At 70.6% G+C, this 22,560-nt stretch carries 16 protein-coding genes, 1 tRNA gene and 1 pseudogene; all 18 read left to right on the top strand.

Going from position 1 to position 22,560, the window contains the following annotated elements; genetic code table 11:
* The first annotated feature begins 12 nt into the window (after nucleotides 1-12).
* The 18 genes and pseudogenes from AB0L71_RS13410 to AB0L71_RS13325 all read left to right on the top strand — a co-directional run bounded on the left by AB0L71_RS13410 (nucleotide 13) and on the right by AB0L71_RS13325 (nucleotide 22,534).
* Complete coding sequence (locus AB0L71_RS13410; RefSeq protein WP_365241916.1) at nucleotides 13-1,050, top strand: substrate-binding domain-containing protein; 1,038 nt, start codon at nucleotides 13-15, stop codon at nucleotides 1,048-1,050.
* A 68-nt stretch (nucleotides 1,051-1,118) separates the two neighbouring features.
* Entirely contained in the window at nucleotides 1,119-2,357 is a 1,239-nt protein-coding gene (locus AB0L71_RS13405; protein WP_365241914.1) for a Gfo/Idh/MocA family oxidoreductase, read from the top strand.
* Between the two features lie 176 nt (nucleotides 2,358-2,533).
* On the top strand, nucleotides 2,534-3,538 hold the full coding sequence (locus tag AB0L71_RS13400) for a sugar phosphate isomerase/epimerase family protein (protein WP_365241912.1): 1,005 nt from the start codon (nucleotides 2,534-2,536) through the stop codon (nucleotides 3,536-3,538).
* A gap of 289 nt (nucleotides 3,539-3,827) precedes the next feature.
* Nucleotides 3,828-7,010 (top strand): annotated as a pseudogene (locus AB0L71_RS13395) (ThuA domain-containing protein); the annotation flags it as partial.
* A gap of 209 nt (nucleotides 7,011-7,219) precedes the next feature.
* On the top strand, nucleotides 7,220-8,338 hold the full coding sequence (locus AB0L71_RS13390) for an inositol-3-phosphate synthase (RefSeq protein ID WP_365241910.1): 1,119 nt from the start codon (nucleotides 7,220-7,222) through the stop codon (nucleotides 8,336-8,338).
* The gene (locus tag AB0L71_RS13385; protein WP_365241908.1) at nucleotides 8,335-9,300 is read left to right on the top strand and encodes an SCO3242 family prenyltransferase; all 966 of its coding nucleotides are present in this window, start codon (nucleotides 8,335-8,337) and stop codon (nucleotides 9,298-9,300) included. Before AB0L71_RS13390 ends, AB0L71_RS13385 begins: the two co-directional genes overlap by 4 nt.
* Nucleotides 9,297-10,154: a sugar phosphate isomerase/epimerase family protein gene (locus tag AB0L71_RS13380; RefSeq protein WP_365241906.1), complete on the top strand. Its 858-nt coding sequence runs from the start codon at nucleotides 9,297-9,299 to the stop codon at nucleotides 10,152-10,154. The genes AB0L71_RS13385 and AB0L71_RS13380 overlap by 4 nt, the downstream gene beginning before the upstream one ends.
* Nucleotides 10,155-10,191: 37 nt before the next feature.
* Nucleotides 10,192-10,833: an EboA domain-containing protein gene (locus AB0L71_RS13375; RefSeq protein WP_365242080.1), complete on the top strand. Its 642-nt coding sequence runs from the start codon at nucleotides 10,192-10,194 to the stop codon at nucleotides 10,831-10,833.
* Nucleotides 10,833-11,681 (top strand): TatD family hydrolase, encoded by an 849-nt coding sequence (locus tag AB0L71_RS13370; protein WP_365241904.1) that lies wholly within the window; start codon nucleotides 10,833-10,835, stop codon nucleotides 11,679-11,681. The genes AB0L71_RS13375 and AB0L71_RS13370 overlap by 1 nt, the downstream gene beginning before the upstream one ends.
* 4 nt (nucleotides 11,682-11,685) lie before the next feature.
* Nucleotides 11,686-12,861 carry a metabolite traffic protein EboE gene (eboE, locus tag AB0L71_RS13365; RefSeq protein WP_365241902.1) on the top strand — a complete coding sequence of 392 codons (1,176 nt, stop codon included), beginning with the start codon at nucleotides 11,686-11,688 and terminating at the stop codon, nucleotides 12,859-12,861.
* Nucleotides 12,858-14,321, top strand: coding sequence for a nucleotide pyrophosphatase/phosphodiesterase family protein (locus tag AB0L71_RS13360; protein ID WP_365241900.1), 1,464 nt, complete (start codon nucleotides 12,858-12,860; stop codon nucleotides 14,319-14,321). Before eboE ends, AB0L71_RS13360 begins: the two co-directional genes overlap by 4 nt.
* Nucleotides 14,318-15,469: a sugar phosphate isomerase/epimerase family protein gene (locus AB0L71_RS13355; protein WP_365241898.1), complete on the top strand. Its 1,152-nt coding sequence runs from the start codon at nucleotides 14,318-14,320 to the stop codon at nucleotides 15,467-15,469. Before AB0L71_RS13360 ends, AB0L71_RS13355 begins: the two co-directional genes overlap by 4 nt.
* A gap of 193 nt (nucleotides 15,470-15,662) precedes the next feature.
* A tRNA-Leu gene (locus AB0L71_RS13350) sits at nucleotides 15,663-15,750 on the top strand.
* Nucleotides 15,751-16,513: 763 nt separating this feature from the next.
* A complete protein-coding gene (locus tag AB0L71_RS13345) occupies nucleotides 16,514-17,098 on the top strand; it encodes a GNAT family N-acetyltransferase (RefSeq protein WP_365242078.1) in 585 nt (194 codons plus the stop codon).
* Between the two features lie 535 nt (nucleotides 17,099-17,633).
* A complete protein-coding gene (locus tag AB0L71_RS13340) occupies nucleotides 17,634-17,888 on the top strand; it encodes a hypothetical protein (protein WP_365241896.1) in 255 nt (84 codons plus the stop codon).
* Complete coding sequence (locus tag AB0L71_RS13335) at nucleotides 17,860-18,375, top strand: DUF6879 family protein (protein ID WP_365241894.1); 516 nt, start codon at nucleotides 17,860-17,862, stop codon at nucleotides 18,373-18,375. Before AB0L71_RS13340 ends, AB0L71_RS13335 begins: the two co-directional genes overlap by 29 nt.
* 15 nt (nucleotides 18,376-18,390) lie before the next feature.
* On the top strand, nucleotides 18,391-19,239 hold the full coding sequence (locus AB0L71_RS13330; RefSeq protein WP_365241892.1) for a helix-turn-helix transcriptional regulator: 849 nt from the start codon (nucleotides 18,391-18,393) through the stop codon (nucleotides 19,237-19,239).
* Between the two features lie 199 nt (nucleotides 19,240-19,438).
* A complete protein-coding gene (locus AB0L71_RS13325; protein WP_365241890.1) occupies nucleotides 19,439-22,534 on the top strand; it encodes an AAA family ATPase in 3,096 nt (1,031 codons plus the stop codon).
* Nucleotides 22,535-22,560 lie beyond the last annotated feature (26 nt).

Genomic DNA, 22,560 nt, shown 5'->3' with positions numbered 1-22,560 from the left:
GGTTACACAGCCATGCCAGAAACCAGCCGCAGAGGCCTGCTCTTCGGCACCGCAGCCGTCTCCGCGGGCGCCCTCCTCACCGCCTGCACCAGCAACGAGCCCAAGAAGTCGCAGACCGCGCAGAGCGACCAGCCCGCCGCCGCCGACAGCCCCGGCAAGCACGTCACCATCGGCTTCGCGGGACCGCAGGCCGACCACGGCTGGCTCAACGCGATCAACGAGAACGCCAGGGCGCGGGCGAAGAAGTACTCCGATGTGACCCTGGAGACCACCGAGGGCTCCAACGACACCGCCGCCCAGATCGGGCAGGTCAAGACCCTCATCAACAAGAAGGTCGACGTCCTCGTCATCCTCCCCGCCGACGGCAAGGCGCTCACCCAGGTCGGCCTGGAAGCCATGAGGGCGGGTATCCCCGTCGTCAACCTGGACCGGATCTTCGCCTCCCCGCAGGCCTACCGCTGCTGGGTCGGCGGCGACAACTACGGGATGGGCCTCAACGCCGGTACGTACATCGGCGAGCAGCTCAAGGACAAGGCCAAGGCCAAGGTCGTCGAGCTGGCCGGCATCGACAACCTGGAACTCACCAAGCAGCGCAGCCAGGGCTTCGCCGACGCCCTGAAGAACTACCCCAACATCGAACTGGTGGCCCGTCAGGCAGCCGACTTCACCGTCGAGTCGGGCCAGGCGAAGATGGCGCAGCTGCTGCAGGCGCAGAAGAAGTTCGACGCCCTGTGGAACCACGACGACGACCAGGGCGTGGGCGCTCTGCGCGCCATCCAGCAGGCGGGGCGCGACGAGTTCCTGATGGTCGGTGGCGCCGGGGCCAAGTCCGCCATGGACGCCATCAAGGCCGACGACAGCGTGCTGAAGGCCACCGTCCTCTACCCGCCGACCATGGCCGCGTCCGCCATCGACCTGGCCCGGGCCCTCGGCCAGGGCAAGGGGGTGGGCGGCCTGGCCGAACTGGAGATCCCGACCAGCCTCACGCTCTACTCCGCCGTGGTCACCAAGGAGAACATCGACCAGTACCTGCCCACGGGCTTCAGCTGAGCCGCCCCGCAGGAGGGTGCTGACCCTCCTGCCGCACCCACCGAACGACCGACGAGGAGGAAGTCCGGATGGCCCGTAGGGAAGAGACGGATCAGGAGGCCGCGGCCCCGCCGACGCATCGGCCGACGACGAGTGCGCCGCCGCTCGGAGTCGGCATGGTCGGATACGCGTTCATGGGCGCCGCCCACTCGCAGGGCTGGCGCACCGCGGGACACGTCTTCGCACTGCCGATGAAGCCGGCTCTCGCCGCGATCTGCGGACGCGACCGGGCGGCGGTCGACGAGGCGGCGGCCCGCCACGGCTGGGCGGCGGCGGAGACCGACTGGCGCGCCCTGATCGCCCGGGACGATGTGCATCTCGTCGACATCTGCACGCCCGGCGACAGCCACGCCGAGATCGCCATCGCCGCCCTGGAAGCGGGCAAGCACGTGCTGTGCGAGAAGCCGCTCGCCAACACGGTGGCCGAGGCCGAGGCCATGGCCGAGGCCGCCGAGCGCGCGGCCGCGCGCGGCCAGGTGGCGATGGTGGGCTTCAACTACCGCAGGGTGCCGGCGATCGCCTACGCCCGGCAGATGATCGCCGGGGGCCGGATCGGCACCCTGCGCCATGTTCGCGCCACCTACCTCCAGGACTGGCTCGTCGATCCCGAATCCCCGCTCACCTGGCGGCTGGAGCGGGAACGCGCGGGCTCGGGGGCCCTGGGCGACCTGGGCGCACACATCGTCGACCTGGCCCAGTATCTGGCCGGGGAGCCGGTGACCGGGGTCTCCGCGGTCAGCGAGACGTTCGTACGCGAACGGCCCCTGCTCGTCGGCCGGTCGGCCGGACTGTCCGGCACCGCGGACGCTGCCGGGCGCGGGGAGGTGACCGTCGACGACGCGACCCTGTTCACGGGCCGACTCGCCTCCGGCGCGCTGGCCTCGTTCGAGGCGACCAGAATGGCGGCCGGGCGGAAGAACGCGCTACGGCTGGAGATCAACGGGGAGCGCGGCTCGCTCGCCTTCGATCTGGAACGGCTCAACGAACTCTCCTTCCACGACCACACCGAACCGGCCACCACGGCAGGGTTCCGGCGCATCCTCGTCACCGAACCCCTGCATCCGTACCTGGAGGCGTGGTGGCCGCCGGGCCATGCCCTGGGCTACGAGCACACCTTCGCCCACCAGGCCCGCGATCTGGTCCACACGATCGCCGAAGGAAGCGCGCCCACCCCGTCGTTCGCCGACGGACTGCAGGTGCAGCGGGTGCTCGCAGCGGTGGAGGAGAGCGCCGGGAAGAACTCCGTACACACCCCCGTAGCCGTCTAGGGCCTGTATTGGGTTGTTCCGCGGCGTCGCGGGGCTGGGCACGCGCGCTCGCGGCGTTGCCGAAACGCCCTGGCAGCTCCGCTGCAAGAGCGCTCCGGCGCCTTGCGATCACACGCACCCAGCCCCGCTCCTTCTCCCGCGCTACAACCCAATACAGGCCCTAGGAGGTCCTGCGCATGCCCCGACCCTTCACCCTCTTCACCGGCCAGTGGGCCGACCTGCCCCTGGAGGAGGTCTGCCGGCTCGCCCGGGACTTCGGCTATGACGGGCTCGAACTCGCCTGCTGGGGCGACCACTTCGAGGTCGACAAGGCTCTGAACGACCCCGGCTATCTGGACGGGCGGCGGAAACTGCTCGACCGGTACGGTCTGAAGTGCTGGGCGGTCTCCAACCATCTCGTCGGCCAGGCCGTCTGCGACCATCCGATCGACGAACGTCACCAGGGGATCCTGCCGGCCCGGATCTGGGGCGACGGCGAACCCGAAGGGGTGCGCCGCCGGGCCGCCGAGGAGATGAAGAACACCGCCCGCGCGGCCGCGGCCTTCGGGGTGCGTACCGTCATCGGCTTCACCGGCTCCTCGATCTGGCACCTCGTCGCGATGTTCCCGCCGGTTCCGCCGCACATGATCGAGCGGGGCTACGAGGACTTCGCCGAGCGCTGGAACCCGATCCTGGACGTGTTCGACGCGGAGGGGGTGCGGTTCGCCCACGAGGTGCACCCCAGTGAGATCGCGTACGACTACTGGACCACGCACCGGGCGCTGGAGTCCGTCGGTCACCGGGCCGCGTTCGGGCTGAACTTCGACCCCAGTCACTTCGTCTGGCAGGACCTCGACCCGGTGGGCTTCCTGTACGACTTCCGGGACCGGATCTACCACGTGGACTGCAAGGAGGCCCGCAGGCGCCTGGACGGCCGCAACGGGCGGCTCGGCTCCCATCTGCCATGGGGTGACCCGCGGCGTGGCTGGGACTTCGTCTCCGCCGGCCACGGCAACGTGCCCTGGGAGGACGTCTTCCGGATGCTCCGGTCCATCGGGTACGAGGGGCCGGTCTCCGTCGAGTGGGAGGACGCGGGGATGGACCGGCTGACGGGTGCGCCCGAGGCGCTCGCCACGCTGAAGCGGTACGACTTCGATCCGCCGTCCGCCTCGTTCGACGCGGCGTTCGGGGGCGGCGACTGACGGGTCGCCCAGAGGGTCGCCGGGCCGGGGCGCGGCAGGGAGAGAGCCCGCCGCCCCGCGCTCAGCCCTGCCCTGACCTCGCTTTGTCCTGACGAGGGAAAAAGTTCAAGGTGACCGCCGCGTAAGGGCTTTCCGTCCCGGACGAACCGGTCTACCGTCCAAGACGCGTACATGACATCCCTTCGGTCACCGGCGCCTCACCGGCCCCGTATGACCTGCGCGGCAGTCCCCGCGCAGCACGGCACGGCAGCACTCGCCCCGTACAACCGGCACTCTCCGGAGGACACTCGTGCTCATCACCCGAAGCAGTACCGGAGCCGGGAGCAGATCCCGGGTCCGCGTCCGAAAATCCCTCGCCCTCCTCACCGGAGGTCTGCTCGCCGCGGCCACGCTCACCCTGGGCGCCTCGCCCGCGGCCACCGCTGCGGCACCGTCCTCGGCGGCCGCCACCGACGCGGCGGCCGAGGAATTCCAACAGGTCACCCTCGCCAAGGGTGCGGCAGAGACCGGTGAGCCGATGTCGCTGGCCGTGCTCCCCGACCGCAGCGTGCTCCACACCTCGCGCAGCGGCGAGCTCCGGATCACCGACAGCGCCGGCAACACCAGGATCTCCGGCGTCCTCCCCGTCTACTCGCACGACGAGGAAGGCCTCCAGGGCGTCGGCATCGACCCGGACTTCGCCGAGAACCGGGCGATCTACCTCTACTACGCACCCCCGCTGGACACCCCGGCGGGCGACGCCCCGGAGACCGGGACCGCCGCCGACTTCGCCAAGTTCGACGGGGTGAACCGGCTGTCCCGCTTCGTCCTGAAGGAGGACGGCACCCTCGACCTCGGCAGCGAGAAGAAGGTCCTCGACGTCACGACGTCGCGCGGCATGTGCTGCCACGTCGGCGGCGACATCGACTTCGACGCCCAGGGCAACCTGTACCTGTCGACCGGCGACGACTCCAACCCCTTCGCCTCCGACGGCTACACCCCCATCGACGAGCGCCCCGACCGCAACCCGGCGTTCGACGCCCGGCGCAGCTCCGGCAACACCAACGACCTGCGCGGCAAGATCCTCAGGATCAAGGTCGCCGACGACGGCTCGTACGCCATTCCGGAGGGCAACCTCTTCGCACCGGGCACGGACAAGACCCGCCCCGAGATCTACGCCATGGGCTTCCGCAACCCGTTCCGCTTCAGCGTCGACCAGGCCACCGGCATCCTGTACGTCGGCGACTACGGACCGGACGCGGGCGCGGCCGATCCCCAGCGCGGCCCGGCCGGACAGGTCGAGTTCGCCCGGGTGACGGGGCCCGGCAACTTCGGCTGGCCGTTCTGCACCGGCGCCAACGACCCTTACGTCGACTACGACTTCGCCACCCGGACCTCCGGCGCCGCCTTCGACTGCGCCGCCCCGAAGAACACCTCGCCGCACAACACCGGCCTGGTCGACCTCCCGCCGGCGCAGCCCGCCTGGATCCCGTACGACGGCGGTTCCGTGCCCGAGTTCGGCTCCGGCTCCGAGTCGCCGATGGGCGGACCCGTCTACCACTACGACGCCGATCTCGACTCTCCGGTGAAGTTCCCCGAGGCGTACGACGGGGACTTCTTCGCGGGCGAGTTCGGACGGCGCTGGATCAAGCGCATCGAGCAGGACAGTGACGGCAACGTCCAGTCCATCAACGACATCCCGTGGTCCGGCACCCAGGTGATGGACATGGCCTTCGGCCCCGACGGGGCGCTGTACGTCCTGGACTACGGCCTCTCCTGGTTCGGCGGCGACGAGAACTCCGCGCTGTACCGCATCGAGAACGCCACCGGCGGACGCTCACCCATCGCCGAGGCGGCGGTCGACCGGACCTCCGGCACCGCACCGCTCAGGGTGAAGTTCTCCTCCGCGGGCACCACGGACAGCGACGGCGACGCGCTGACCTACTCCTGGGACTTCGGCGACGGCGGAACCTCCACGGCCGCCAACCCCGCGTACACCTACAAGAAGAACGGCACCTACACCGCCACGGTGACCGCCAAGGACCCCACCGGACGCACCGGATCGGCCAGCGTCCATGTGACGGTCGGCAACACGGCGCCCACGGTGAAGCTGCAACTCCCCGGTGACGGGCAGCTGTTCACCTTCGGCGACAAGGTTCCGTTCAAGGTGAAGGTCACCGATCCCGAGGACGGCACGATCGACTGCTCCAAGGTCGAGGTCCGCTTCGTCCTCGGTCACGACAGTCACGGGCACCCCATCACCACCGTCAACGGATGCTCCGGCACGATCGACACCACCATGGACGGCGGGCACGACCCCAACGCCAACATCTTCGGGGTCATCGACGCCTCCTACACGGACGGCGGAGGCGGCGGCCAGGCGGCCCTGTCCGGCCACGACCAGGCGCAGCTCCAGCCCCGCCACCGGCAGGCCGAGCACTTCACCTCGTCGAACGGCGTCCAGCTGTACGACAAGACCGCCGCCCACGGCGGGAAGACGGTCGGCGACATCCACAACGGCGACTGGATCTCCTTCAAGCCGTACATCCTCGATGGATCGACCAGCCTCACCGCCCGGATCTCATCCGGCGGCGCGGGCGGCTTCCTCGAAGTACGGTCGGGATCGGCCACCGGCAAGCTCCTCGGCACCTCGGTGGTGCCGGTGACCGGCGGCTGGGAGACCTTCCAGGACATCGACGTGACCCTGCGCGACGTACCGAAGAAGGCCACCGAACTCTTCCTCGTCTTCAAGGGGGGCGACGGTGCGTTGTACGACATCGACGACTTCGAGCTCTCCGACAGCGCTCCCGACCCGACCGCCAAGCGGGTCCTGGTCTTCTCCAAGACGGCCGGCTTCCGCCACGACGCGATTCCCGACGGCATCGCGGCGCTGAAGGAACTCGGCGCGGACAGCCACATCACCGTCGACGCGACCGAGGAGGCCGGCCAGTTCACGGCCGGAAACCTGGCGCGCTACGACGCGGTCGTCTTCCTCTCGACGACCGGTGATGTGCTCAACGCCGAGCAGCAGCAGGCCTTCGAGCAGTACGTCACCGCCGGCGGCGGCTTCCTGGGGGTCCACGCGGCGGCCGACACCGAGTACGACTGGCCGTTCTACGGAGGGCTCGTCGGCGCCTACTTCTCCAGCCACCCCGCCATCCAGCCCGTCACCGTCCGCGTCGAGGACCACCAGCACCCCGCCACCGCGCACCTCGGCGACACCTGGGAGCGGACCGACGAGCTGTACAACTACCGCACCAACCCGCGCGACCAGGTGAAGGTGCTCGCCACGCTCGACGAGTCGACCTACACCGGCGGCACCATGAACGGTGACCACCCGATCACCTGGTGCCAGACGTACCAGGGCGGCCGCTCCTTCTACACCGGCCTCGGCCACACCAAGGAGTCCTACGCCGAACCGGAGTTCCGCGGTCTCCTCCTCGGCGGCCTGCGGTACGCGGCCGGACAGGTGCGGGCCGACTGCACGCCGGGCACCGGCAACCCGTCCTGAACGAGGTGAAGGAACCGCCCTCGGTATAGGGCGGCAGCTGCCCTCGGCATAGGGCGGCCCCCGGCGACGGCGGGTGGGAAGCACCCCGAAGCGGCACCCCTTCCCGCCCGCCGTCGCCACCCGACCCGGTCCACGCGTCGCACAGCGCCACTCGCTCGGCCCAGCCAGGATCCCAGCCAGGGAGGCAGCCCGTGTCAGCATCCGCCGTCCGTACCGGAGTCTGGTTCATCGGAGCACGCGGCTCCGTCGCCACCACCGCGACAGCGGGGTGCGCGGCGGTGGCGGCGGGGCTCCACCCGGCGGTGGGCATGGTCACCGAGGCACCGCCGTTCACCGACAGTGGGCTGCCCGCCCTCGCCTCGCTCGTCTTCGGCGGGCACGACATCATGGACTGCCCGTTGCCCAAACGGGCCGAGGCACTGGCCGCCGGGGGAGTGCTGCCGCACGGCCTGCCCCCGGCGGTACACGCCGAACTCGCCGCCGCCGATGCGGAGATCAGGCCCGGCGGCCCCCTCCCCGGCGACACCCGCACCGACCAGGAGCTGATCGACGCCTTAGCCGCCGACCTCACGGACTTCGGGCACCGCAACGACCTGGCCCGGACGGTCGTGATCAATGTCGCCTCCACCGAACCCGTACCGGCCCCCGGCGACCAACGGCTCCCCGCCAGTTCGCTGTACGCCGCGGCAGCGCTCCGGGCCGGCTGCCCCTACATCAACTTCACCCCCTCCACCGGACTGCGCACCCCCGCCCTCCAGGACACCGTCGCGGACTGCGGACTTCCGTACGCGGGACGCGACGGCAAGACCGGCCAGACGCTGCTCCGCTCCGTGCTCGCCCCGATGTTCGTGCAACGTGCCCTGCCGGTACGGGCCTGGTCGGGCACCAACCTGCTGGGCGGCGGGGACGGAGCGGCGCTGGCCGACCCGGGGGCGGCAGCGGCCAAGAACGCGGGCAAGGAACGGGTCCTGGCCGACACGCTCGGCACCGTACCCGAGGGCGAGGTGCACATCGACGACGTACCGGCCCTCGGCGACTGGAAGACGGCCTGGGACCACATCGCGTTCGACGGATTCCTCGGGGCCCGCATGGTGCTCCAGACAACCTGGCAGGGATGCGACTCCGCACTGGCCGCACCCCTGGTCCTGGACCTGGCCCGGCTGGTCGCCCGCGCCCACGAGAAGGGGCTCACCGGCCCCCTGCCCCAGCTCGGCTTCTACTTCAAGGACCCGGACGGAGGCCCTGCGGCACTCCACGAGCAGTACACGGCACTGCTCGCCTTCGCCGACACCCTGCGGGGGGAGAAGTGACGACCAGGGCCTGGGCCGAACTGCTGCGGGTCTCGGCGCTGTTCACCGTCCCCGGTGACGCACTCGCCGGCGCGGCGGCGGCGGGCCGCCGTCCCGACCGTGGCACCGCGCTCGCCGTCGGAGCGTCACTCTGCCTGTACGAGGCGGGCATGGCCCTCAACGACTGGGCCGACCGCGACGAGGACGCGGTCGACCGCCCGCACCGCCCGATCCCCTCCGGCCGTATCACGCCCGGCGCGGCCCTCACGGCGGCGGGCGTCCTGACGGCCGCGGGCCTGGGCCTCGCCGCCCGGGCCGGCCGCCCGGCCCTCGCCGTCGCCACCGGGCTGGCGGCCACGGTCTGGGCGTACGACCTGCGCCTGAAGCACACCCCGGCAGGGCCGGCCGCGATGGCGGCGGCACGCGCACTGGACCTGCTGCTCGGGGCCGCGGCGTCTTCGGGGCGCTCCGTTTCCTCGGCCGGCTCCGTCCGCCGCGCCCTCCCGGCTGCCGGCCTGCTCGGGGCCCACACCTGCGCCGTCACCGCCGTCTCCCGGCACGAGGCGCAGGGCGGATCCACCACTGCACCCCTCGCCGCACTCGCAGCCACCGCGATGCTCGGCGCCGCGGCCCTGCGACGGCAGCCAGGGCCCGGCACCGCACCCACGACCGCAACGCACAGCGGAAAGCCGACGGCGACGTCCCGCCTGCCGCGCCCCTCATCGGCCACCCCCACCATCCCCCGCCTCCTCCTCACCGCGCTCACCGGCAGCTATCTCCGTACCGCTGCGGCCCCTCTCCTCCACGCCGCCCTCAACCCGTCCCCGCCGCTCACTCAGCGTGCTGTCGCCGGAGGCATCCGGGCGATGATCCCGCTTCAGGCCGCTCTCGCCGCCCGGCAGGGAGCAGCCAGTACGGGCCTCGCCCTCATGGGCCTCGTCCCGCTCGCCCGCACCCTCGCCCGGAAGGTGAGCCCCACATGACGATCCGCCTCGGCTACGGCACCAACGGCCTCACCGACCTCCGCCTGGACGACGCCCTCGGACTCCTCGCCGATCTCGGCTACGACGGGGTGGGCCTGACCCTCGACCACATGCACCTCGACCCCCTCGCCCCGGACCTCGCCGCACGTACCGGCCAGGTGGCGTCCCGGCTCCAGGACCTGGGCCTCGGCGTCACCGTCGAAACCGGCGCCCGCTATGTCCTCGACCCCCGCCGCAAACACGGCCCGTCCCTCCTCGACCCGGACCCGGAGGCCCGCGCCGCCCGGACCCGACTGCTCGTCCGGGCCCTCGACATCGCCGCCGACCTCGGCGCCCACGCCGTGCACTGCTTCAGCGGCATCACCCCACCGGACACCACCACCGGCACCGCATGGCAGCGGCTCCTCGGCTCCCTCGCCCCCGTCCTGGACGCCGCCGACCGCACCGGCATCCCGCTGGCGATCGAACCCGAGCCCGGTCACCTCCTCGCCGACCTCGCGGGCTTCCACCACCTGCGCGTGCTCAGCGGCGATCCACCCCCGCTCGGACTCACCCTGGACATCGGCCACTGCCAGTGCCTGGAACCCGCCCCGCCCGCCGACTGCGTGCGCGCCGCCGCCCCCTGGCTGCGACATGTCCAGATCGAGGACATGCGCCGGGGCATCCACGAACACCTCCCGTTCGGCGACGGCGAGATCGACTTCCCGCCCGTACTCGAAGCGCTCGACACCCTCGGTGCGACCGGTTACCAGGGCCTCACGGTCGTCGAACTGCCCCGCCATTCACACGCCGGCCCCGAACTCGCCCGCACCTCAATGGAGTTCCTCCGCAAGCACAGTCCGTCGAGCCGCTGACACCGCCGAAGGGAGCAACGCCATGCCGATGTCCCCCATGCTGCAGAGCCGCGAGGAACTCGACGCCCGGCTCGGCGGAGCCGCGCGCGCCTGGCTCGACGAGGCCCTCGCCGAGGCCGGGCACGCCGCCGCCCACCCGGACACCGAACCACCCGGCGCCACCTACGCCGTGCCGTCGTGGGAGCTGCGGTACGCCGCCGCCGGCCGGCACTGCGGAATCGAGAACGCCGAATCCGTACGCGCCCTGCTGCTCATCGAAGCCCACGCCGGACTGCCCGCCCTCACCCGGCTGTACGCACAGGGCGCCGCCGCCGAACGGCGCGCCGTCCTGCTCACCCTGCACCGGCTGGACCTCGGCCCCACCGCACTCCCGCTCGTCGAGGACGCCCTGCGCACCAATGACACCCGGCTGATCGCCGCCGCCGTCGGCCCGTACACCGCCGCCCACCTGGACGACCACCAGTGGCGCCACGCCGTCCTCAAGTGCCTGTTCACCGGAGTGCCCGTGGCAGCCGTCGACCAACTGGCGCGGCGCGCCCGCGGCGACGCCGAACTCGCCCGCATGCTCGGCGACTTCGCGGTCGAACGCACCGCAGCGGGCCGCGGCGTCCCCGCCGACCTCACCCGGGTGCTCGCCCTCGCCACGCCCGGCCCCGCCGCCCCCACGGAGGAGTCCTGATGCGCATCTTCGACCCCCACATCCATATGACCTCCCGCACCACGGACGACTACCAGGCGATGTACGACGCGGGTGTCCGCGCCCTCGTGGAACCCTCCTTCTGGCTTGGTCAGCCCCGCACCTCGCCCGCCAGCTTCTTCGACTACTTCGACGCCCTGCTCGGCTGGGAGCCCTTCCGCGCCGCCCAGTACGGCATCGCCCACCACTGCACGCTCGCCCTCAACCCCAAGGAGGCGAACGACCCCCGCTGCGCACCGGTCCTGGACGCCCTGCCCCGCTATCTCGTCAAGGACTCCGTCGTCGCGGTGGGTGAGATCGGCTACGACTCCATGACCCCGGCCGAGGACACCGCCCTGGCCGCACAGCTCCAGCTCGCCGCCGACCACACCCTTCCCGCCCTCGTGCACACCCCGCACCGCGACAAACTCGCCGGACTGCACCGCACCCTCGACGTCGTCCGCGAGTCCGCACTCGCCCCGGAGCGGGTCCTGCTCGACCACCTCAACGAGACGACCGTGCGGGACGCGCTCGACAGCGGCTGCTGGGCCGGCTTCTCCATCTACCCCGACACCAAGATGGACGAGGACCGCATGGTCGCGCTCCTCAGAACCCACGGCACCGAGCGGGTCCTGGTCAACTCCGCCGCCGACTGGGGCAGGAGCGACCCGCTCAAGACCCGCAGGGTCGGCGACGCCATGCTCGCGGCCGGGTTCGACGAGGACGACGTCGACCAGGTGCTCTGGCGCAACCCTGTCACCTTCTACGGGCAGAGCGGCCGACTCCAGCTCGACCTCGCCGCACCGGAACCGCTCCACGAGGGCAACTCCATCCTGCGCGGCGGGGAGTGAGGCGATGCGCTTCCGCCACCCCGACGGCTCCACCGTCCACCTCGCGTACTGCACCAACGTCCACCCCGCCGAGACGCTCGACGGCGTGCGCACCCAACTGCGCGAGCACTGCGAACCCGTACGCAGACGCCTCGGCCGGGACAGGCTGGGCATCGGCCTCTGGCTCGCCAGGGACGCCGCCCGCAGCCTGGTCGACGACCCGTTCCACCTGCGCGCGCTCCGCGCCGAACTGGACCGCCGCGGCCTGGAAGTCGTCACCCTCAACGGCTTCCCTTACCAGGGCTTCGGCGCCGACGAGGTCAAGTACCGGGTCTACCGACCGGACTGGACGGACCCGGAACGGCTCGCCCACACCACCGACCTCGCCCGGCTCCTGGCCGGACTGCTGCCCGACGACGTCACCGAAGGAACCATCTCCACCCTCCCGATCGCCTGGCGCACCCCCTACGACTCCGACACCGAAGCCACCGTGCGCGCCCACACCGCACTCACCACCCTCGGCCGGCGCCTCGACGCACTGGCCGAACTCACCGGCAAGTCCCTCCGCATCGGCCTCGAACCCGAACCGGGCTGCACCATCGAGACCACCGGCGACGCCCTCGCACCGCTCACCGCCGTCGGACACCCACGCATCGGCATCTGCATCGACACCTGCCACCTCGCCACCTCCTTCGAGGACCCCGACACCGCCGTCGACGCCCTCGACACCGCCGGCATCCCCATCGCCAAGGCACAGCTCTCCGCCGCACTCCATGCCGAACACCCCCACCTCCCCGAGGTACGCACCGCACTCGCCGCCTTCGCCGAGCCCCGCTTCCTCCACCAGACCCGCACCCGCACCGCCACCGGGCTGCGCGGAACCGACGACCTCGACGAGGCGGTCAACGGCCGGGCCCTGCCCGAAGACGCCCCCTGGCGCGCCCACTTCCACATCCCCCTGCACGCACCTCCCGCATCCCCGCTCACCTCCACCCTTCCCGTGCTCATCTCCACACTGACCCGACTGGTCGGCGGCCCCCGTCCCCTCACCAGGCACCTGGAGGTCGAGACGTACACCTGGCAGGCGCTGCCGGCCGCTCTGCGCCCCCGGACCCGGGCCCAGCTCGCCGACGGCATCGCCGCCGAACTCGCCCTCGCCCGGGACCTCCTGGTCGATCTCGGCCTCAAGGAACTGCCATGACCCCAGCCGAACGGACCACCGCACCCGCCACCCCTCCCACTCCGCTTCTGGTGCTCGACGTCGTCGGCCTCACCCCCCGGCTCCTCGACCACATGCCCCACCTCAAGGCACTGGGGCAGTCCGGCACCCAGGCTCCGCTCGGCACCGTGCTTCCCGCCGTGACCTGCGCGGCCCAGTCCACCTTCCTCACCGGGACCACCCCCGCCGAACACGGCATCGTCGCCAACGGCTGGTACTTCCGCGAGCTCGGCGACGTCCTGCTCTGGCGCCAGCACAACGGCCTGGTCGCCGGGGACAAGCTCTGGGACGCCGCCCGCCGCGCCCACCCCGGCTACACCGTCGCCAACATCTGCTGGTGGTACGCGATGGGGGCCGACACCGACATCACCGTCACCCCGCGCCCCGTCTACTACGCCGACGGCCGCAAGGAGCCCGATTGCTACACCCGGCCACCCGCCCTGCACGACGAACTCACCGAGAAGTTCGGCACCTTCCCGCTCTTCCACTTCTGGGGCCCCGGTGCCGATCTCGTCTCCTCCCGGTGGATCATCGACGCGACCCGGCACATCCTCGACACCCGCCACCCCGACCTGGCCCTGTGCTACCTCCCGCATCTCGACTACGACCTGCAGCGCTACGGCCCCGACGACCCGCGCGCGTACCGGGCCGCGGCCGACCTCGACCGGGCCGTGGCCCCCCTCCTGGACGACGCACACCGCGAGGGCCGCACCGTCGTCGCCCTCTCCGAATACGGCATCACCCGCGTCGACCGGCCCGTCGACATCAACCGGGCCCTGCGCCGGGCCGGGCTCCTGGAGGTCCACACCCAGGACGGCATGGAGTACCTGGACCCGATGGCCTCCCGCGCCTTCGCCGTCGCCGACCACCAGCTCGCCCACATCTACGTACGCCGGCCCGAGGACCTCGACGCGACCCGTGAGGCCCTCCAGGACCTGAGCGGCATCGAGCAGCTCCTCGACGACGAGGGCAAGAAGGCCCACGGCCTCGACCACCCACGCTCCGGCGAACTGGTCGCCGTCGCGGAACCCGACGCCTGGTTCACGTACTACTACTGGCTCGACGACGCCCACGCCCCCGACTTCGCGCAGCTCGTCGAGATCCACCGCAAACCCGGCTACGACCCCGTCGAACTCTTCCTGGACCCGCAGGACCCGTACGTCAGGGTCAAGGCCGCCGCGGCCGTCGCCCGCAAGAAGCTCGGGATGCGCTACCGGATGGCGGTCGTACCGCTGGACCCCACCCCCATCCGCGGCAGCCACGGCCGCCTTCCCCCGAGCGACGAGGAAGGTCCGCTCATCCTGTGCTCCACCCCCCACGCGTTCACCGGACCCGTCCGGGCCACCGAAGTGAAGTCCCTGCTCCTCACCCTGGCCGGTCTCGCATCAGAGCAGTCCGTGCACAGCGTGGCGGAGCATCCTCGAGAAGGAGAGAGACCGTGACCGCGAACCACGACGCATCCGGAACGGACGGCGCCCTGCGCCGCAGCCTCGGCGTCAGCCGCCGCCGTTTTCTGAGCACCTGCACCGCCGCCGCGGCAGCGTCGATCGCCGCACCCGCCTTCGGTGCCTCCCCGGCCCTCGCCCAGACCGCCGCTGGCCAGGGGCAGGGCGTCGGCCAGGCCCTGGTCCCGGCGGACAAGCGCGGCATCATCCTGTACACCGTGCGCGACGCCACCGGCCGGGACCCGCTCGGCACCGACCTGCCGTCGGGCTTCCGCGACGTCTTCGGTGAGCTGGCCCGCTACGGCTACCAGCAGGTCGAGTTCGCCGGATACGGCCAGCACCCCAACGCACCGGGCGGAAGCAACCTCGAAACGGTGGAGGGCGCCAAGCTGCTGCGCTCCTGGCTGGACGCCCACGGTCTGCGCGCCCAGGGCAACCACGGCTTCATCCCGTCCTCCTGGCCGCTGAACCAGAGCGACCTGGACCAGTTCAAGCGCCACCTCGAGATAGCGAACATCCTCGGCATGAAGCACATGGGCACCGGCGGAGACCCCACCGGCAGCGCCTACCGTGCCGACTGGGACGTCGCCGCCGACAAGTGGAACACCCTGGGGCGGATCGCCCAGGACGCGGGCATCAAGCTCTACACCCACAACCACGACGCCGCCTACGGCTTCCTCCTCGACGGCGGCCCGCTGGACGAGGCGGGCCGCCCCACCCGCAGCTCCGGCATTCGCAAGCTGGAGTACTTCCTGCAGATCACCGACCCGAAGTCGGTATGGCTGGAGATGGACATCTTCTGGGCGCACGTCGCCCAGTACAAGTTCCACACCTACACCGCACACGACGGATCGCAGCAGGAGAACCTCTTCGACCCGGCCGCACTGGTCCGCTCCCACACCAAGCGTTACCCGCTGTTCCACGCCAAGGACGGCGTCGTCAACACCAGCAGCGGCAACGGCTACGACATGGTCCCGTTCGGCACCGGGGTCATCGACTACCGCACGTTCTTCCGCCGCGTCGGGGCGAAGAACTACCACCACCCCATGGTCGAGCAGGACAACGCCCCGAGCTCCACCGTCCCCGCGCAGTCCCTGGCCCATGCCCGGATCGGCTACGACAACCTGGCGGCCCTGCGTAAGTAGCACCACCACCCCTTGCGTACTCAGCGTGCACGCATGGCGACGGTACGTACGTACGGCCGGGTGTGGTGCACCGGATCGCGCCGAAGCGACCGGTGCACCGCACTGACCACCGGAAATGCGGGTGAGAGGCACCCTGAACCCCTGGTATTGTTTTCCATGTCGGAACGGGCAGGGCCCGCGAGACAGACACCTTGTCCGGGTGGCGGAATGGCAGACGCGCTAGCTTGAGGTGCTAGTGCCCTTTATCGGGCGTGGGGGTTCAAGTCCCCCCTCGGACACCAGCTGAAACCCCTGTTCATCAGGGGTTTTCTGCTTTTCTGGGCAGTCGTGCGACCGACCACGCGACCGGCAGCCCCGAATTCCCCAGGCGAGACCAGGGGGACGGGCTGTCGAGTCGGCCCGCACCAGAGGTGGCGAGCTTCCGTGCTCCGTCCTTACGGGAGTGGCTGTGCTCGGTCATGGTGTAGCCCGGCGAGTGGTTCCGGACGTTCGCGGAGACCTTTAGCGGGATCTCTCCAGCCTCCAGACCGTTCGTGACCTTGCTATGCCTCCAGTCGTGAATCCGGAAGTCGCCGGGCAGGTGGAGACGGTTCCTGAGGGTGTGCCAGCGCGCCGAGATCTTCTCGGGGCCTGCGGGCCGCCGGCCTCGCCCTGACAGAGCTTGAAACTGTCCCTGGCGAACACTGGGTCGTGATCGGCCCATGCGGAACCATGGCGTGCCTTCTCAGCGTCCTGCCGCTCCCTCTGTCACTTCAGGACGTTCATGACCGATTGGTCGACGTAGGACAGCGCCTCGACTATCTGCCCCCCAGGACCTCCGGGCCTGGGGCAGGGCCGTACGCCTCGCTGCGGACACTCTGGCCCGAACGCCGTTTCCGCTCGCGCAGCAACCCGTGCCAGGTGGAAGCCTGTCCGCCGTATCCGCCGCATCGGAGGATACGACGTCCGACTGAGGAGCTGTCCCGGCGATCACTGTCTACGGTTTGTCCGGTGGGGACGCGGCTGGACTTGACTTGTATCGTCGCTGCCGGGCGATCATGGCTCGTGACTCGCGAATTGTCGACGCCGCCCGCAGTTCCCTTCGGTCTGCTCTCGAGCTCCCCTCAGCCCGTTCTGCCCGCCGCTCAAGGTCTGTTGCTGCGACCTTGGGAACCGGCTGACGCTCCGGTGTTCCTCTCCGCCTACCAGGACGATGAGATCTGCCGCTGGCACACGCGCCGCCCTCGGACGGAGACGCGCGTCCTGGAATGGTTCGATGCCTACCACCAGGACTGGGGAAGCGAGAAGGGCGGTCACTGGGCTGTCTCCCGCGAGGATGGTGAGGTCCTCGGCCGGATCGCGCTGCACGGATTCGACTTCAACGACGGTGTCGCCGAGGTCAGTTACTGGGTTCTCCCGACTGCCCGCGGCCGCGGTGTTGCAACCTCGGCGATGGCAACACTCTCAACCTGGGCGCTGGATGAGATCGGCTTCCACCGCCTGTACCTGGAGCATTCGACGCGCAACCATGCCTCCTGCGGGGTTGCCGCCAAGTCCGGCTACCTGCTCGAAGGAACCCAGCGCAGTGCGGCCATGCATGACGACGGCCGGCACGACATGCATCTGCACGCCCGAATCCGTGGGGATTGAGCCTGTCGGTCATCCGATCACGAACGTAGCCAGACGACGAGCACTGCGATGGTGATGGTGCCGAGGAAGACGTAGCCGCGCTTCTCATATCGCGTCGCGACTCATGCGAGACCCGAAGCGTCAGCAACGGCCGTTCGGCGAAGCGTTGCTCGCCGGGTTTCCCACTCACGATGAGTGAGCCTCCGTGTGATGCTTGCGCAGCTTTACGTTCGTGTCGGATACGGCGCTGAAGTCACCCCTGGAGCGGGCATTCTGTCTGGCGACGCAGAGGGACAGACACTCGGCGCAGCCAGGTACGGCGGAGGGTTCAGCCCGTAGCTCGGTCAGACGGTAGCCCTGCGGCTTCTGTGACATTGCTTTCTCCCCGGCTCTTCTGCGTGATGCGACGACGCTAGGAGCCGGGTCGTGCGGGGCTCCACAAACTTGCACAGACTTGCACGCCAATTCGTGCGAATCGTTGCGGTATTGACGCTGTCTCTGCAGTTCAAGGAAGCTGATGCAAGCCTGAGCAAGCAGCTGGACCAAGGAGCCGACCATGGCCGTAGAGTTCATTGGAATCGACCCCGACACGGATCGGGACCACTGCCCCACTGTGTGGGCGGACGGGGAAGCTCAGGAGATCTCGTTGCAGGGGTGGAAGCCGAGCACCGAGACTCAGGCGGAGTGTGAGGCGAGCAGCCCCGCAAACGGCTCGGTGCCCGACGGTGAAGCGATCGTCATGATTCCGGCCCGGATGATCCCGTTGATCAGGGAGACGTGTGATGCCGTCGAGCGTGCCCAGCTTCGCTGAGCTGCTTGGCCAGTGCGAGCGGTCCGCCGTGCATCTGGAACTACGCGATTCCTACGCCCCGACGGATCGGTTCGAGGCGTGGAAGCGGGGCGAGCTCATCGACTGGGCGGACCACGAATCCTGGTGGCATCCCTATGACCAGTTGATCACGGACACGGTGGCCCGGGGTGTGGCGATCCGTCGGGCCCGGGTGGTATCTGAGCCTGTATCGGACTACATCTGTTGGGAGCACTACGTCACCCGTGCCAACGTTACGGCGGGCGAGGAAGTACGGTGGCTGCCACGGCGACGGGCTACGAGCATTCCCTTGCCGGGCAATGACTTCTGGCTCTTCGACGGCACCCTGCTGCGGGTGCACCACTTCTCAGGTGATGGAGTGGTGGTGGAAGACGAGATAACGGCTGACCCGGAATCCGTGAAGCTGTGCTCTACCGCCTTCGATGCGGTCTGGGAGCGAGCGATCCCGCACCACCTGTACACGATCTGAACGAGAGCCGGCTCCATGCCCATACCCCCCTCTTCGAGCGTCCAGAAGGCCCGCGAAGAGCTGGCCGGCCGTCTGCGCGAGATCCGGAAGGATGCGGGGATCAGCGCGCGGGAGCTGGCCGTCAGTTGCGGCTGGTCAGAGTCGAAGTCGTCTCGGATCGAGAATGCCAAGACCCCTCCATCTGACGCGGACATCAAAGCGTGGTGCCGCGCCTGCGCCAGTGAGGATCAGGCCGCCGACCTGATCGCGGCCAACAGGCAGTCCGCCGATGCGCATGTGCAGTGGAGGCGACTCCAGCGGAGCGGACTCCGTCGCCTGCAGGAGTCCACGGGTGACCTGTACCAACAAACAACGATGTTCAGGGTGTACGTCTCTGACGTGATCCCCGGATTCCTTCAGACGCCGGGGTACGCCACTGCCCTCTTGTCATCCATCGCAGCCTTCCGTGGGACCCCGGACGACGTGAGTGATGCGGTGGCGGCCCGCATGAGGCGTAACGCAGTGCTGAGCAAGGGCGCACACCGGTTCTCGTTCGTGCTGGAGGAGTCGGTGTTGTGGTACCGGCTGTGTAGCGCCGAGACCATGGCGGCGCAGCTGGGCCACTTGCTCGGGGTCATGGATCTCCACAACGTCGCCGTAGGCATCGTGCCGTTCTCCGGGCAACGGACTGTGTGGCCCATGTCGACCTTCACGATCTTCGACGACACCAGGGTGCACGCGGACACGCTGGACGCTGCGTCCACCCTCACGCAGCCGAGCCAGGTCGAGCTGTACGCCCGAGCCTTTGAGCGGCTTTCACACGGGGCCGCACGAGGCGCTGCGGCGCGTTCCCTGATAGCTGGTGCTTTGGCATCCCTGGACTGAGCGAGGGTCCTTGAGCGGTTGGCCAGGGGATCTCCGTATGACCACCAGCGGCCAGGAACGGGCAGAAAACCACGGCGAGCCGGTACTGCAACTCGGCCGCTACCGCTCCTTCAATCCGTGCCGGCACCTACCGTGCGGTCGTGAGGCCGATCCGTACAGGAGGCGATCCGGGCAACAGCGTTGATCTACAGTGCTCCCCGTGATCACCCACCAGGTCCCACCGCTGCGGATACGGCTGCTGGGCGGCTTCCGCGCCGAGCGCGACGGCGCTCAGGTGCTGGAGCGCTGGCGCCGGCCCGGGGCACAGAACCTGGTCAAACTGCTCGCGGTCACCCCCGGACACCGGCTGCACCGTGAGCAGGTGAGGGAGGTGTACTCTCCGGGTGCCTCGCCGCAGGCCGCGATGAGCAGTCTGCGGGTGGCCCTGCACACCGCACGGCATGCGCTCCAGCCGGAACTGCGCCCGCGCGAGGAGTCCGCCTATCTGCTGACCGATGGTCAGCTGATCGCTCTCTCCTCCGACCTGGTCACCGTCGATGCCGACGAGGTGGAGGCCCAGGCGCACACCGCGCTCGCGGAACCTGTGGCAGAAGCGGGCAGGGCCGCGCGGCTCAAGGCCGTCCTGGACGCGCTGGGGGCGGAGCTTCTGCCGGAGGACCGGTACGCCGAGTGGCTGGAAGCCCGCCGTACGGAGCTGGCCCTGCTGCGCCGCCGGGTGGTCCACGCCCTCGCCGAGACCCACCTCGCCGAGGGCCGGCCAGAGGACGCGGCCACGCTCCTGGAGTGGTCCCTGTCCCGGGACCCCCTTGACGAGCGGGCCCACGAAGAGCTGCTCCGGGCCCACCTGACCCTGCGACGGCCACAACAGGCCCTGTTGCACTACCAGCACGCCCGCGAGGTGTTCCGTACCGAGCTCGGCGTCCGCCCCGGCGCCGTACTGGAGGAGCTGTACCGCACGGCAGCCGCAGCCGCAGCCTCCGCCCGCCCGGTCGTGCCCGCCCCGCGTCCGCCGCTGCCCGCCCCGATCCGCAACGCCCCGCACACCCCGCTGGTGGGCCGCGAGCAGGCCTTGCGGATGCTCACGGCCGAGAAGCCGGGGCTGCCGCCGCTCACCCTGGTCGCGGGTGAGGCAGGCATCGGGAAGACCCGGCTGGCCGCCGAGGCCGCAAGGGCCGCCCATCGCGGGGGTGTACCGGTGCTGTGGGGTGCCGGTCATGAGGCGGAGGGGCAGACTCCGTACGGTCTGTGGGCCGAGGCCCTGGACTCCTGGTTCGCGGGCCGGCCGACCACCGAGCAGGCGGCCGTGGCGGCACGGTACCCGGCGCTCGCCGCGCTGTTGCCCGCGCTCGGGCCGGTACCGGCGGCGCACGCCGGACCCGAGGAGGAGCGTGCCCGGCTCTTCCACGCGGTCGGCGGCCTGCTGGACGAGCTCGCGGGCACCACGGCCCGCGGCATCCTGGTGGTGCTGGACGACCTGCACACCGCCGACCTCGGATCGCTGCAGCTGCTCTACCACCTGGCCCGCCGCGCCGACGGGCACCCCTGGCGGTTCATCGCCACGTTCCGCGAGGAGGAGCTCGGCGCCGACCCCGAGGGCCGCTACATCGTCCATGCGGCACTGCGGCAGGGCATCGCGCGCCGCCTGGAACTCATGCGGCTGAGCGAGCAGGAGTGCGGCCGGCTGGTGGCCCAGGTCTGCGACGGCAGCGGCTCGACCGCCGACCGGACCGCGGAGGTCTTCCGGCTCTCCGCCGGCAACCCGCTGTTCGCCTGCGAGTTGGCCGGGCTGATCGGCAGCGGGCTGCCCTCGCCGTCGGCGGAAGGGCTCGGGGCCGCCGCCGTACCGGAGACGATCCTGGGTGCGGTCGAGACCCGGCTGGGCCGCCTCGACGGGCCTTCCCGCGCCCTGGTCGACGTCCTGGCCGCGGCCGGAGGGGACGTGCCTCTGGCCGAGGCCGCCGATGTGGCCCGGTCGGGCCTGCATCCACCGCTGGACGCCCCGCGGTTCGCCGCTGCCGCCGACCGGATCCTGTCCGCCGGACTGATCGAGGAACGCGAGGTGGTGTCCGGCGGCCGGAGCGTGCCCGGATACGCCTTCCGCCATCCGCTGGTCCGCCTGGCCAGCTACGGAAAACTGACCGCGGCACACCGCCGAGCCCTGCACTCCGCCTACGCCGACGCGGTGCTCGGGCACCGGCCGGATGCCGTCGACGCGCTCGCCTTCCACCTCGTACGGGCGGACGACCCGCGCGCCACCCTCTGGCTCCGGCGGGCCGCGGAGCGCGCCGCGGCGCTCTACGCCAACGACAGCGCCGACCGCTACTACACCGAACTGGTGGCGCGGCTCATGGCAGTTGGCGACGAGCCGGGCGCCGCCGATGCCCGCCACGAGCATGCCGTGGTACTGCGCCGGCTCGCGCGCTACCAGGAGGCGGAGCGGGAACTGCGCAGCGCGCTCGACAGCCGGCTGCGCGCGGGGGCCCACGATGCGGCGACGCGTTCGCTCGCGGCCCTCGCCGAAGTGCTGTGCCAGGCGGGGCGTGCCAAGGAGGCGCGGGCTCTGCTGGACGGCGCCGGCGCGCCCGCCGACGACGTGTCATCCATCGCCCTGGCACTGCGCCAACTGTCGGGCAGCGTCACCGACTTCCACCTCGGACGGTACGAGGATTCCCTGACGGCAGCCGCCGCCGTGGAGGCCGCGATCCGGATCGCAGACCTCGGCATCGGCACCGACTCCGTTCCGCTGGTGCTGGGCCGTGCCACGGGGAACCGTGCCCTGTGTCTGGCGATGCTCGGCCGGCACGCCGAGGCGGAGGAGGTGTCGCGCACCTCCCTGCGGTACGCCGAGGAGGCGGGCGACATGAGCCTGCTGACGACCGTGCTGTCCATGCTCAGCGAGTTCGCGCTGGACGGCGGCCGTCACGATGAGGCCCGCGCCTTCCGCACCCGGTCGCTGGCTCTGGCCGAACGCGGCGGAAACCTCTCCCTGATCGCCTTCGAGCGGAGCAGCCTGGCCAAACTCGACCTGGTCACCGGGGATGTGGCGGCGGCCCGTGCGGGCGCTGCGGCCGCCGTCGAGCTGGCACGGCCGTTCGGCGTCTCCTGGTGTCTGGCCTTCGGTCTCGCGCACCTGGCGGAGGTGCTGATCCGCTGCGGTGAGCTGGACGCCGCGGACGCGGCGCTGCGCGAATGCGCCGGGCTCGCCGGAGACGGCGGCGATGCCCAGGTGCGCGACGCCGTACGCCGCCTGTCCCAGGAGCTCGCACAGGCGAGAGCCTCCTCCGCACCGTCCTGACCTGCGTGACCGGGGACTTGGGCGGG

This window comes from Streptomyces sp. NPDC052052 (assembly GCF_040680455.1).
Lineage (GTDB): Bacteria > Actinomycetota > Actinomycetes > Streptomycetales > Streptomycetaceae > Streptomyces.
The sequence above is the reverse complement of the archived record's forward strand: the minus strand, read 5'-3'. Positions and strand labels throughout refer to the sequence as shown.